At 60.9% G+C, this 13,509-nt stretch carries 9 protein-coding genes; 3 read left to right on the top strand and 6 right to left on the bottom strand.

Going from position 1 to position 13,509, the window contains the following annotated elements; all coding sequences use genetic code 11:
• Window position 1 precedes the first annotated feature (1 nt).
• Window positions 2-1,102 (top strand): sn-glycerol-3-phosphate ABC transporter ATP-binding protein UgpC, encoded by a 1,101-nt coding sequence (locus ACHZCU_RS04985; RefSeq protein ID WP_319517895.1) that lies wholly within the window; start codon window positions 2-4, stop codon window positions 1,100-1,102.
• 322 nt (window positions 1,103-1,424) lie between these two features.
• On the opposite strand, the gene yicI is transcribed toward ACHZCU_RS04985, so the two are convergent.
• The 5 genes from yicI to ACHZCU_RS04960 all read right to left on the bottom strand — a co-directional run bounded on the left by yicI (window position 1,425) and on the right by ACHZCU_RS04960 (window position 7,934).
• Window positions 1,425-3,743 carry an alpha-xylosidase gene (gene yicI / locus ACHZCU_RS04980; RefSeq protein WP_319517894.1) on the bottom strand — a complete coding sequence of 773 codons (2,319 nt, stop codon included), beginning with the start codon at window positions 3,741-3,743 and terminating at the stop codon, window positions 1,425-1,427.
• 73 nt (window positions 3,744-3,816) lie between these two features.
• Window positions 3,817-4,884, bottom strand: a complete 1,068-nt coding sequence (locus ACHZCU_RS04975; protein ID WP_106303068.1) for an ABC transporter ATP-binding protein — start codon at window positions 4,882-4,884, stop codon at window positions 3,817-3,819.
• Window positions 4,881-5,711, bottom strand: coding sequence for a carbohydrate ABC transporter permease (locus tag ACHZCU_RS04970; RefSeq protein WP_319517893.1), 831 nt, complete (start codon window positions 5,709-5,711; stop codon window positions 4,881-4,883). Before ACHZCU_RS04970 ends, ACHZCU_RS04975 begins: the two co-directional genes overlap by 4 nt.
• Window positions 5,708-6,610, bottom strand: a complete 903-nt coding sequence (locus tag ACHZCU_RS04965) for a carbohydrate ABC transporter permease (protein ID WP_106303061.1) — start codon at window positions 6,608-6,610, stop codon at window positions 5,708-5,710. The genes ACHZCU_RS04970 and ACHZCU_RS04965 overlap by 4 nt, the downstream gene beginning before the upstream one ends.
• A gap of 97 nt (window positions 6,611-6,707) precedes the next feature.
• The gene (locus ACHZCU_RS04960; RefSeq protein ID WP_394706021.1) at window positions 6,708-7,934 is read right to left on the bottom strand and encodes an ABC transporter substrate-binding protein; all 1,227 of its coding nucleotides are present in this window, start codon (window positions 7,932-7,934) and stop codon (window positions 6,708-6,710) included.
• A gap of 218 nt (window positions 7,935-8,152) precedes the next feature.
• Here ACHZCU_RS04960 and ACHZCU_RS04955 point away from each other — a divergent pair, with 218 nt between their 5' ends.
• On the top strand, window positions 8,153-9,196 hold the full coding sequence (locus ACHZCU_RS04955; RefSeq protein ID WP_319517892.1) for a LacI family DNA-binding transcriptional regulator: 1,044 nt from the start codon (window positions 8,153-8,155) through the stop codon (window positions 9,194-9,196).
• Between the two features lie 144 nt (window positions 9,197-9,340).
• On the top strand, window positions 9,341-9,994 hold the full coding sequence (locus ACHZCU_RS04950; RefSeq protein ID WP_319517891.1) for an NAD(P)H-binding protein: 654 nt from the start codon (window positions 9,341-9,343) through the stop codon (window positions 9,992-9,994).
• 73 nt (window positions 9,995-10,067) lie between these two features.
• Here ACHZCU_RS04950 and ACHZCU_RS04945 read toward each other — a convergent pair whose 3' ends face one another.
• Window positions 10,068-13,448 carry an acyl-[ACP]--phospholipid O-acyltransferase gene (locus tag ACHZCU_RS04945; RefSeq protein ID WP_319517890.1) on the bottom strand — a complete coding sequence of 1,127 codons (3,381 nt, stop codon included), beginning with the start codon at window positions 13,446-13,448 and terminating at the stop codon, window positions 10,068-10,070.
• Window positions 13,449-13,509 lie beyond the last annotated feature (61 nt).

The raw sequence follows: 13,509 nt of genomic DNA, 5'->3' as shown, positions 1-13,509 counted from the left end.
AATGAGCGAACAACTGGCAACGTTGACACCACAACGCAATCCATCCGGACTGTCGCTCAGACGGGTCTCCAAAGCCTTCGGCGCCGTTCAGGTCATCCATGATGTCGATCTGGAGATCGAAGGCGGGGAATTTGTCGTCTTCGTCGGCCCGTCTGGCTGTGGCAAGTCGACCCTGCTCCGGCTGATTGCGGGTCTGGAGGAAGTGACCAGCGGCGATGTCATGATTGCCGGTACGGATGTGACGGATGAGGACCCGTCCGACCGCGGCATCGCCATGGTGTTCCAGACCTATGCGCTCTATCCGCATATGAGCGTGGAACAGAATATGGGTTTCGGCCTCAAGGTCGCCGGACGCTCTAAGGCCGAGGTCGAGAGCAAGGTGCGGCATGCTGCCGAAATCCTGAAGCTGACGGATTATCTTGACCGCCGCCCCGGCCAGCTTTCCGGCGGCCAGCGACAGCGCGTCGCCATCGGCCGCGCCATTGTGCGCGACCCGGAAATCTTCCTGTTCGACGAGCCGCTCTCCAATCTCGATGCCGAACTCAGGGTCGGCATGCGCATCGAAATCGCCCGGCTGCACCGCGAGCTCGGCAATACCATGATTTACGTGACCCACGACCAGACCGAGGCGATGACGCTCGCCGACAAGATCGTTGTGCTGCGCGATGGCTATATCGAGCAGGTCGGTTCGCCGGCGGCACTCTATGACGATCCCGACAACGTCTTCGTCGGCGGGTTTATCGGCTCGCCGAAAATGAATTTCCTGTCGGGCCTGATCCGGGGAGAGCATATCGAGATCGCGGGCGCGAAACTGCCTTGCCCGCCGCTTGAGGCAAAGCCTGCGGACGGGACGCGTGTTTCGGTCGGCATCCGGCCGGAGCACTGGCAGCTTGCGGCCGATGGCCAAACGGGCGTGCCGTTCAAGGTCGACTTTTCCGAATTCCTCGGCGGTGCGAGCTATCTCTACGGCTCAATCGGCGAGGTCATCTGCACGGTCGAGGTCGAACGCAGTGCGATCGTGAAAGCGGGCAGTACCCTGCAGCTCACCGTGGATGCCGACAGGATTTACGTGTTCGGCGAGGATGAAAAACGGATCCGGTAACGGGGCTGAACAACGCCAATGCGTCAACACGAAAGAAGCCCCCGGGGAAAACCACGGGGGCTTCAGTTTATTGACAAAGGTACCCACCGGCACTTCCGTCATACCGGCCTTGAGCCGGTATCCAGGGCCGCTTGTTTTGCGCTCCCAGAAAGAGTCTTTGCATACAAGGAGTTTCACCGCCCTGGACCCCGGATCGAGTCCGGGGTGACGGACAGAGGTTAAGCGAACTCCGAGTGTCTGCAACAAGGGTTTGTCAACAGTCTGAAGCCCCCGGGGGTAAACCGCGGGGGCTTTGATTATGCTGGAGGAACGCCGGCCGACCTTAGAGGGTGACCGTAACGTTGCCGGTGCCTTCGAGGATAACGCCTTCGGCGGTTTCCGTGATGCTGGCTCCGCCGGTTTCAGTGACCGAAGCAATCCCCTGCAGGCGCAGACGCCACGGACGGGCGGCGTCTTCTGCCGCGATCGCCAGTGCGTCGCCGTTGCGGGAAACGGCAAGTTCCTGCGCCTTCACGCCCTTGTCGGCGAAGATCGTGGCTTTCGCCGTCTTGCCGTCTTCCAGCGCGTAAAGCGCAAACAGGGCGCCGTCTGCATAGTCATAGTCCGGCTTGTCGTCGACTGCGCCCCAGACGATCAGGCTGGAGGGGCGGACATAAAGCGGCAGGCTCATGAAGTCGTGGTTTTCCACGCGCCAGCTTCCGCCTTCAACCTCTTCACCTGTCAGAAGGTGCGTCCAGCGGCCCTTCGGCAGATAGATTTCGGCATCGCCGGATTTGTCGAGAACCGGGACCACCAGAAGCTTGTCGCCGAGCATGTACTGCCGGTCGAGAACATCGCAGGCGCGGTCCTCGGGGAATTCCAGCATCATGGCGCGCATCACCGGAAGGCCGGTTTGCGGCGCTTCGCAGGCGGCCGCGTAGATCGTCGGCATCAGCTTCATCTTCAGCTTGGTGAAGAAACGCAGAACATCGACGGCTTCCTCGTCATAGAGCCACGGCACGCGGTAGGATTTGGAGCCGTGCAGGCGCGAATGGCTGGACAGCAGACCGAAGGCGCACCAGCGCTTGTAGACATCGGCTTCCGCCGTTGCCTCGAACCCGCCGATATCGTGGCTCCAGAAGCCGAAGCCGGAAAGGCCGAGCGACAACCCGCCGCGCAGCGATTCAGCCATGGAGATATAGTCGGAGTAGCAGTCTCCGCCCCAGTGAACCGGGAACTGCTGGCCGCCGGTGGTGGCGGAGCGGGCAAACAGCACCGCCTCGTCCTCGCCCTTCGTCTCCTGCAGGGCCTCGTAGACGACCTTGTTGTAGAGGAAGGTGTAGTAGTTGTGCATGGTCTCCGGGTCGGAGCCATCGTGATAGGCAACATCGACGGGAATGCGTTCGCCGAAATCGGTCTTGAAGCAATCGACGCCCTGACCGACCAGATCCTTCAGGTAGCCGGCGTACCAGTCGCAGGCATCCGGGTTGGTGAAATCGACCACGGCCTGACCGGGCTGCCAGCGGTCCCACTGCCAGACCGAGCCATCTTCCCGCTTGATCAGGTAGCCGTTTTCCTTGCCCTCGTCGAAGAGTTTCGATTCCTGGGCAATATAGGGGTTGATCCACACGCAGATGTTGAGGCCGCGTTCCTTGTAGCGGGCAAGCATGGCTTCCGGATCGGGGAAGGTTTCCGGGTCCCACTCGAAATCGCACCAGTGCAGGCCGCGCATCCAGAAGCAGTCGAAATGGAAGACATGCAGCGGAATATCGCGTTCGGCCATGCCGTCGAGGAAGCTGGTGACGGTCGCTTCGTCATATTGGGTGGTGAACGAGGTTGTCAGCCACAGGCCAAAGGACCAGCGCGCCGGCAGCGCGGGGCGACCGGTGAGCTTGGTGTAGCGGTCGATGACGCCCTTCGGGTCCGGGCCGTCGATGAGGTAATATTCGAGGCTTTCACCGGGAACGGAAAACAGCGCCTTGGAGACCTTTTCGGAGCCGATTTCGAACTCGACCCGGCCCGGATTGTTGACGAACACGCCCCAGCCGCGATTGGTCAGGAAGAAGGGAATGTTCTTGTAGGCCTGGTCGGTGTTGGCGCCGCCGTCGCGGTTCCAGATATCGACCATCTGGCCGTTCTTCACGAAGTCGGTGAAGCGTTCGCCGAGACCGTAAACCTTGGTGCCGACGCCGAGGCTGAGGCGCTCGAACATATGGGTGCGGTCATTGTCGTCATGGTCGGTGACATGACCGCCGGCCTTGTAGTCGGAGCCGGTGATCGGCTTGCCGTCGCGCAGGAATTCGAGGTTCCAGCGTCCCTTGAGGCCAACGCGTGCGGTCAAGTTGCCGCTTTTCAGCGTGGCGAAGTCTTCAGTGATCTCGATTTCCGGCGCGAAGCCTTCGTCCGGATAGAGGTCGAAATGAGGACCATTGTCGAGAACACCGCGGAAGTGCTCGCTCTTCACGCCGATCATGCCTTCCATCGGCGCGGACAAGGTCAGGATGATCAGCCGTGCATTGATCTGGCTGGAACGGTCATTCATCGGCCAGGTCATGGCGCGCACAATGAGCTTGCCGTCTTTTACACGGGCATCGAAAGCCTCAAGCGGCTGATTGAGGTCGAGATTTTCACGTGCTTGCCAGTTGCCGTCTAGGATTTTCATTGCATCAAGTCCTTTGAATTCTGGGGTGCAGCGATGGCGGGGAGGCGCCATCGCTGCCCGCGAAAGCCTTCGGTCAAAGCCGGATGCCGGTTTCGCGGTCGAAAATGTGGATGTGTTCGGGGGCAATGCGCATGTTCAGCGGCTCGCCGGGCGTGACTGCGGCGCGGTCGTTGATGACAACGGCAATCTCCGGGTCGCTGGCGGTGAACAGATAGGTCGTCGCCCCCGTCGCTTCGGCGATCCTGAGCGGCAGGCTGAACTGGGCTTCGTCCTTCGAAACCAGCATCAGATGTTCGGGGCGAAGCCCGACCGTGACCTTGCGGCCTGCCTCCAGCCGGCCCGGATAGGGCAGAACATCGCCCTCGCCGAGTTCGAGCTTGAGGCTCTGGCCGTCTTCGCCGACCGTTGCCGGCAGGAAATTCATCGCCGGCGAACCGATGAAGCCGGCGACAAACTGGTTGGCGGGGCTGTCGTAAAGTTCGAGCGGTGCGCCTTCCTGTTCGATTTCGCCGGCACGCATCAGCACCACCCGGTCGGCCATGGTCATGGCTTCGATCTGGTCATGGGTGACGTAGACGGAGGTTGCCTCGAGCCTGTCGTGAAGCGTGCGGATTTCCTTGCGCATATGCACACGCAGCGCCGCATCGAGGTTGGAAAGCGGTTCGTCGAAGAGGAAGGCTTTCGGATCGCGGATGATGGCGCGGCTCATGGCAACACGCTGGCGCTGGCCACCGGAAAGTTCACGCGGATAGCGCGTCAGAAGCTGCGAAAGACCGGTGGTCTCGGCCACTTCGCGGGCCTTTTCCTGGGCAGCCTTCTTCTTCATGCCATGGGTGCGCAGGCTGTAGGTCAGGTTTTCCTCGACCGTCATATGCGGATAAAGCGCATAGGACTGGAACACCATGGCGATGTCGCGGCGGCGCGGCGGCATGTCGTTCATGCGTTCACCGGCGATCTTGACATCGCCGCCCGAGATTTTCTCCAGCCCTGCCAGCGTGCGCAGCAGCGTGGACTTGCCGCAGCCCGACGGGCCGACAAGCGCGACGAATTCGCCCTTTTCGATGGTCAGGTTGACGTTTTTCAGGGCGTGGTAGCGGCCGTAATACTTCTCGACCGCGTTGAATTCGATCTGGGTTGTCATTTCAAAGCTCCCGAGGTCAGGCCGGAGACAATCTTGCGCTGCAGAAGAACAAAGGCGGCGAGAATGGGGGTTACGTAGATCGAGGCGTAAGCCATGATCTTGTCCCACTCGACCGTGTTCGGCCCCATGAAGGTGTTGAGACCGACGCTAGCCGGCTGATAGATGGCATCGGCAATGAAGGTCTTGGAATAGACGAATTCACCGAAGGCCTGCATGTAGATCAGGATCGCGCTGACGAGGATGCCGTTGCGGGCCAGCGGCAGCACGATGTGGAAGAAGGCGCCGATACGGGAATTGCCGTCGACAAGCGCTGCCTCTTCCAGCTCCATCGGCACGCTCATGAAGGTTGCGCGCACCAACACCACAAAGAACGGCATGCTCTTGGCGGTGATGCCGAGAATGGTGGCGAAGCGCGGATATTCAAGAATGCCGAGTTGCGAGAAGCCGACAAAGATCGGGGTGACCATCAGCGAGGGCGGCAGAACCTGCAGCATCAGGATCAGGAACAGACCGATATCGACCCAGACGCTACGGTAGCGTGCCAGAACATAGGCGCAGCCCGAACCCATGATCGCAATCAGGATCACCGAGCCGGTGGCGATATAGAACGAATTCCACAGGAAGCGCCCCATGCCGCGGCTGACCCAGACGTCGACAAAATTGGTCCACTGGGCGTGGGTCGGAATGAAGATCGGCGGCGAGGCAAAGGCTTCCGATGTTGTCTTGATGGAGGTGACATACATCCAGTAGAGCGGAAACAGATAGATCGCGGCGAAAATGACGGCGATCAGGACGAGCGCGATATTGCGTGTGCTTTGACGGGTCATCCTCGTACCTCCGAGCGGGTCGAGCGGACGTAGTAGGCCGCGGCGACAATCACGACGAAGATCATCATGACGGAAACGGTTGCGCCGCCTGCGAAGTCGAATTCCTGGAAGGACAATTGCCATGCCCAGTACTGGGCGACATTCGACGCGTTGTTCGGACCGCCATTGGTGATCGAAGCGAACAGGTCGAACTGTTGCAGGGTAAAGATCAGGCCGAGCGACAGCAGCGCACCAATCGTCGAGCGCATCATCGGCACGGTGATCGTATAGAAGCGGCGGAAGGGGCCGGCGCCGTCAAGCGCTGCGGCTTCGTAAAGATCCTTGGGAATGGCGGCAAGTCCGACAGACAGAAGGATCATGTTGAACGACGTGCCCAGCCAGATATTGGCGATAACGACGCTCCACAGCGCGAATTCGGGGTTGGAGCGCCAGAAGATCGCCTGATCGAGAAAGCCGAGCTGGATCAGGAAATAGTTGATGACGCCGAAGTCGCCGGAAAGAAGCCAGTTCCAGATGGCGCCGGCAACCAGACCCGGCATCACCCAGGACACCAGGAACAGGCCGCGCAGATAGGTCGAGCCGGGAAAACGCTGCTGGAAGAACAATGCCAATGCGAGGCCGAGCGTAAACTGCCCGACAATCGAACCGACAACGAAGATGAGGGTGTTGCCGAAAATCGGCCAGGTCTGCGGATCGGACAGGATCCGGCGGTAGTTGTCGAACCCGACGAAGGGGCGGATGATCTGTCCGAGGCTGAACATGTCAACCTCCTGGAAACTCATCACGACATTGTACAGGATCGCGGCACCGGAGATCGCAATCAGAAAGGCAAGCGGTATGCCGATCAGAATGAGGTCGAAGCCGCGCCCGTCCCATAAGGTGGAAAGCCGGTTGCGCATGACGTTGAAACTCCTTGGGGCCGCCGGTATAGCTTCGCCGCACCCGCACCTCAAATGAGGTGCGGGTCGGACTTTGCGTGACGGTCACGCCTTGGGATTAGTTGGTGACTTTGTCGATTTTTGCCTGAGCGGCATCAAGCGCCTGCTGCGGCGTCTGGGAACCGGTCAAAGCAGCCTGAAGCGCATCCTGAACAGCCTTGGAAATTGCAGGCCATTCCGGCGACGGACCACGCGGCTGGGCATATTTCAGCTGTTCCTGGAACGTTGACAGAGCCTGGTCGAGTTCTTCATTGCCGGTGGAAGGGATCTCAACATTGTCTTCCGGGGGCAACTGACCGAAGCGCTGGAACATTTCCGGGTCCTTGGAGGCGATATATTCCAGAACCTTGAAGGTTTCTTCCGGGTGTTCGGTCGACTTGAACAGAACCCAGTTGTAATCGCCCATGGCCGATGAACGCGGCGCACCTTCTTCGGGAACGGGCAGCAGTGCGACGTTCCAGTTGAAATCGGCTTCGCGCACCATGCGGTCAAGCTCCCAGGGGCCTGAAATCGCCATCGCGGCATTGCCGCTGATGAAGGTCGATGTCGAGACCCACTGGCTGCGGCTGATCGTGTCCGGTGAGGCCAGTCCCTCATCGAGGAACTTCTTCCACAGCGTCAGGGCTTCGACCGCGCCGGGGCCGTTGACGTCATCCCAGCTGCCACCGGCCATCTGGACCCATGGCAGGAACTGGAACGTGCCTTCTTCATTGGCCTGCGCGGAGAATGCGAGGCCGTAGACGCCCGCGTCCTTGTCCGTCAGCGCCTGTGCGTCCTGATAGAGCTCATCCCAGGTCTGCGGCGGCTCATCAATGCCGGCAGCCTCGAACATGTCTTCATTGTAGAACAGGGCGATGGTGTTCGTTGATTTCGGAACGCCGTAAAGCTTGCCGTCCCAGGTCGCCGATTCAACCGGGCCGGGATAGTAATCATCAATGTTGATGACGTCGGAATTCTCGACCATCTCGGTGAGGTCCATCAGTGCGCCCTTGGACGCCATCATGGCGTTGAACGGCACATCGACGGCATAGATGTCAGGCGCCTTGCCGACGGCATAAGCGCGCATCACGTCGCTCAGAAGATCGGAGAACTGGAGCTGGCGGTATTCAACGTGGATTTCGTCCTGGCTTTCGTTGAATTCATCGATCAGCTGCGGTGCAGGCTGGTCCGGACGGTCAACCGCCCAAAGCTGAATGTTGACCGGATCCTGAGCAAGTGCCGGCAGCGCAAGCGACAGGCTTACCGCAGCGACAGATGCATAGGCGATTGTACGTATATTTTTCACAAGTACCTCCCGAAAAACCTCAATTCAAAAAAACAAAGGCGGTTGTCTGGCGTGTGTTCAGGCTTTTCCTCCCAGCCTTGTTTCGACATGTCCGGCCGGCTGAAAAAGCCTTTCGGAAGCGGAAAACGCTCGAAACACGCGTCGTAAACGTTTACGATAATAGACCTCGTCTGCGTGAAGTGTCAATAGAGGTACGTTCATCAAGGGGGCAAAATCGAATGAAGGGTATCCGTCAGCTCGCCGAGCATCTGCAGATTTCAACGGGTACGGTGTCGCGAGCACTGAACGGGAAAAGCGATGTCAATGCGGAAACGCGGCGCCGTGTTCTGGCTGCGGCGGAAGATCTGGGCTATGTTCCCAATCAGGCCGGTCGCAGCCTCAGGCAGGGCGCGAGCAAGACCATCGGCCTCGTGCTCAATCACGGTTCGTCCGTGGGTGCGGGCAACGAGAACTTTTTCCCGTTGGTCATTGCCGGTCTTCAGAACGTTCTTTCCCGCCACGGACTTGACCTGGTCCTGCTCCTCTGTCCGCGGGAGGAAAATTACGATGCTTTTCTGAGGCGCATGGTGGCGCGACGCCTCGTCGATGCGATGATCATTACCGCGACCCGGGTCAAGGATCCGCGTTTTGCCTTTCTGACGACGGCAGGCATGCCTTTCGTGTCCCTCGGACGCAGCGATTCGGCGTTGCCCGGCAACAACTGGGTGGACCTTGATTTCGAAGGCATTGCCGAACGTGCGGTCTTGCGCCTTTTCGAGCGCGGCCACCGGCGCATCGCCATCGCGGCGCCGGCCTCGGATGTCAATCTCGGCAAGCTGTTTCTGGAGGGGTACCGCGCCGGCCTTGCCAAATGCGGCCTGCAGGAGGAGCCGGATTATATCTTCTACGAGCAGGCGCTGGAGGAGGGCGGTTATCGCGTCGGCGAAAAGCTGCTTGCCAGCAAGAAACGGCCGACAGCGATCGTCCTCAATGCCGAACTGATGTCGGTCGGGCTCTATCGCCGGCTTGGCGAGGCCGGTTTGGTGCCGGGTCGCGATCTTGCCGTGATCGCCGAACGCGAAAGTCCCGTCGGCCGGTTTCTGCTGCCGAGGCTGACCTGCTTCCGTCTCGATCTCGATGCGCTCGGCCGCATGCTCGCGGAGATGCTGCTGTCCAACCTGCCGGCCTTTGCCGAAGGCTATCAGGATGTTCCCAAGAACAGGATATGGCCGCTCGAACTGGTTGAAGGCGAAAGTGATCCGCCGCTTGCCTCGCCGGACTGACGGCTGTCTGCCTTTCCGATATGCGCCTTGTGGCCCGGTTAACGCCGGCGGTTCTGCGATGTGGTTGATTTCAGCATTGCCGCTTACGACATAAGAAGCCGAGTGATCAGGATTTAAAGCAAACCACACGCAGGATTCGATATCATGAAAATACTCGTGATCGGCGCGACCGGCGGCATTGGGCACCGGCTTCTTCCCTTACTTGTTGAAAACGGACATTCGGTTGTCGGCCTTCACCGCAAGGCCGAGCAGGCCGCTGCAATCACGGCGGCAGGGGCGACGCCGGTTTCCGGCGATATCATGGAGATGGACGAGGACGATTTTGTCCGCGTCGCCGAGGGCTGCGATGCGATCGTGTTTTCGGCGGGCGCGGCGGGAAGCGGGCTCGACCGCACCACGACGATTGACGGCGATGCGCCGATCAAGCTGGTGGCTGCGGCCCGCAGGCTGGGGATTTCCCGGTTCTACCTCGTTTCCGCCTTTCCCGAAGCCGGGCGGTCGCGTGACCGCAACGACCGCTTCGAGCATTACATGCGCGAGAAGAAACGCGCCGATGTGGCGGTTGCGTCCTCGGACCTCGACTGGGTTATCCTGCGCCCCGGCACGCTGGTGCATGAAGACGGTGACGGCAGGGTCAGTCTTGGCCCGGCCGTGCCTTATGGCAATGTTGCCCGCGGCAATGTTGCGCGCGTGCTCGCAAGCCTGATCGAGCATCCCGAAATTCGCCGCGAGTTCCTGGAGCTGACCGATGGCGATACCCCGGTCGATACGGCCGTTGCCAGCCTGAAGCGTCGCTGAGCGGCGCGCCGATACCAGAGCAGATACCATAGACGAGGGCGCGCCGCGATGTCCCGGAGGATGCCGTGCTTTGCTACGCTTCACCGCGGACCTGACGTTCGGCGGCGACCAGATCGATCTTGCCGGAGCCGGTGACCGGCACGGTGCCGATGCGCAGTTCTGCCGGTATCATCAGGTCGGCAAGCCCCTGTGCGCGGGCGTGGCGGGCGAAGTCCTCACGCGTGGCGCCCGACGCATCGGTGAGCAGAACCAGCCGTTCGCCCTTCTTCGGATCGGCAACGGCGATCACGACGCTGAGATTGTCCGGCCACAGCGAACCGGCCGCCGCCTCGACGGCTGCCAGCGAGATCATTTCCCCGCCGATCTTGGCGAAGCGTTTGGCGCGGCCACGGATGGTGATGAAGCCGTCCTCATCGATCGTGACGATATCGCCCGTGTCGTGCCAGCCGCCTTCCGGCACGTCGATCCTGCCCGGATTTTCGGCACGCAGATAACCGGCCATGACATTGTCGCCACGCACGAACAGGCGTCCGCCTTCGTCGATGCCGGGCACCGGATCGAGCCGATATTCCATGCCCGGCATGATCTTTCCGACGGTTCCGCCCTTGTTGTACATCGGCGTATTGATGGCGATAACGGGCGCGGCCTCGGTGACGCCGTAGCCTTCCAGAATACGCACGCCGAATTTTTCCATATAAAGCGTGCGGGTCGACGGCCTGACGGGTTCGGCGCCGGCAAAACAATAGCGGATCGAGCGCATGTCATAGGGATGGGCGGTGCGGGCATAGCCGTTGAGGAAGGTATCCGTTCCGAAAATGATGGTCGCATTGGAGCTGTAGATCAGTTCCGGAACGATGCGGTAATGCAGCGGCGAGGGATAGAGATAGATGGGCACGCCCGATGTCAGCGGCAGGAACGTGCCTGCCGTCAGGCCGAATGCGTGGAAGGCGGGCAGGATGTTGAACACCTTGTCGCCCGGCGTGAAATCGATGCGCGAAGCCGCCTGTGCCGCGTTGGCCAGGATGTTGCGATTGGTCAACACCACGCCCTTGGGCGTGCCTTCCGAGCCGGAGGTGAACAGAATAACCGCAGGGTCATCCGGCTTGCGCCGGACCAGCGGCCTTGCCCGGCGAAGGCGGCCGGCAAGCTTGTCGCGGGCGCCAAGTGTGGCGCGCAGATCATCCAGATAGATGATCGTCACCTGTTCCTCCAAAGCCGCAATGACGCTTTCAAGCCGTCCCTGTTCGACAAAGGCCCGTAAGGTCAGCACCACGCGCAGGTCGGCGGCCTTGCAGGCGGAGACCAGATTGGACGCGCCGGCGGTGAAGTTCAGCATGGCAGGCACTTTTCCGGCGGAAATCAGCCCGAGCGTGGTGGCGACGGTGCCATTGGCATTGGGCAGCAGCACGCCGATATTGCTGTCATCTGCAAACATGTCCCGGAATTTGCCGCCAAGCACGGCTGCCGCGGTCAGGAGCCGGCCATAGGACATTTTTCCGGTGATCGGGTCCTCGATCGCCTGTTTGCCGAAACCGCGCTCTTTTGCTGTTTCGATCACGCGATCCATCAGGGTCGATGATGTCGATGTGGTCTCAAACAGCATCTGCGACATGATCTGGTAAAGTGCTGCGCCGGCTGCCATGCGGCGTTTGCGGCCAAACAGGTTGTCACCGACTGAAAGTCGCACCGGCTCCAGAATGGTGACCTTCACCTTGGGAAACAGGCGACGGCGGACATTGCGGCCGGTCAGGCGCGAAAAATAGCTCTTTTCCAGCCCGTCGATGCGGACCGGAACCACCATGGAGCCGGTCTTGTCGGCCACCATGGCCGCGCCGTCATACACCTTCATCAGGCTGCCGGTGACCGTCAGACGGCCTTCGGGAAAGATCACCAGCGGATTGCCGTCGTTGACGGAACGGATCAGCGTGCGGGTCGCCATCGGCCGCGACGGGTCGAGCGGCATGAAATTGCACATTTTCAGGAAGGGGCGGATCCACCAGATCCGCGCGGTCTTGTAGTCGACCGCAAACACCGGATCGCGGTCCAGCAGCGTCAGCGCCAGCGGCCCGTCGAGCAGCGATACGTGGTTGAGCGCCAGAATGGGATTGGCCCCGGCCTTGTCGAGGTTTTCAAGCCCCTTCACCTCAAGGCGAAGGAAGGCGCGAAACAGGATCGAGACGAAATCGCGAAACGCATTGGTCGGCAGGGTTCGCAGCATCAGCCAGGCCGCAACGCCGTTGAGGGCCGCAAGGCCGACAAGCAGGACGGGAATTGCAACGCCTGCCGCCTGAAGTGCTGCGACAAGCGCGCCGCCAACCGTGGTGAAGGCCGCCGTCAGCACATTGGTGGCGCCGATGACCCGGGCGCGATGGTCTTCATGCGACCATGCCTGAAGTGCTGCAAAGGTGGGGACCACCAGAAAGGCCCCAGCAGTGGCCATGCCGGCAAGGTCGACTGCAATGACGAGATTGACCGGGTGGGCAAAAAAGCCGGCAAGCGTGGCCGATGGTGGCAATGTGCCCGCACTCGCGATATTCCAGGCCAGATGCAGGCCGAAAAGCGCAACCAGTGCCGTGCCGAAAGGCGCGGGCAGCAAGACGATGCGGCCCGAAGACATCCATGCGGCCATTGCCGACCCGATGCCGATGGAAACGGCGAAGACGGCGAGATAGGCGGTAATCGCAATCTGGTCGCCGCCGAGCGTGTTCTTGACGACGGGCGGCAGCAGCGAAAGAATGACGGCGCCGACAAACCAGAACCAGGACGCCATCAGTGCGGCGCGCCAGATCCGGCTATCCGCCTTCAGCTCTCCGACAAGCCGCCAGCTTACCCGGAATATATTCCTGTCCAGCGCCAGATCCGGCGCTTTGGCCCCGGTTTTCGGGATGAAACGGCTGGCCAGCCAGCAACCGACGGCCAGCGTCATCATCATCGGGGCGAAAAGCCAGAGACGGACACCGTCGGCGGCCGCGATGCCGGCAATGATGGTGCCGCCCAGGATCGCGATGAAGGTCGCCCCCTCGATCCAGGCATTGGCGCGCGGCAGGGCGCTTTTTTCCAGATGATCCGGCAGGATGCCGTATTTCACCGGCCCGAACAGCGCCGAGACAATGCCGAACAGGACCAGTGCCAGCATCAGCACCGCAACGGAGGAAAGGGCAAGGCCGGCAACAGCGACGGCCGCCGCGCCGATTTCGGCCAGCTTCAGCCGTTCGGCCATCACCGCCTTGTCGAAGCGGTCGGCCATTTCGCCGCCGGTGGCCGAAAGCGCCAGAAACGGCAGAACGAACAGCGCGCCTGCCAGCGAAATCAGCGGCGCTGCGGCTTCTTCGGTCAACTTGAACAGCACGAAAAGCACGAGGGTGTTTTTCAGGAAGTTATCGTTGAACGCCGACAGAAACTGCGTCCAGAACAGCGGCGCAAACCGCCGCGATGTCATCAGATGATCCGTCATGGTTCCTCTTTCGAAATGGCGGTGCGATGAATGGCCGCTCCCGGTGTTTACGGCTTTGGCT

The organism is uncultured Martelella sp. (assembly GCF_963677965.2).
GTDB lineage: Bacteria > Pseudomonadota > Alphaproteobacteria > Rhizobiales > Rhizobiaceae > Martelella > Martelella mangrovi.
The sequence above is the reverse complement of the archived record's forward strand: the minus strand, read 5'-3'. Positions and strand labels throughout refer to the sequence as shown.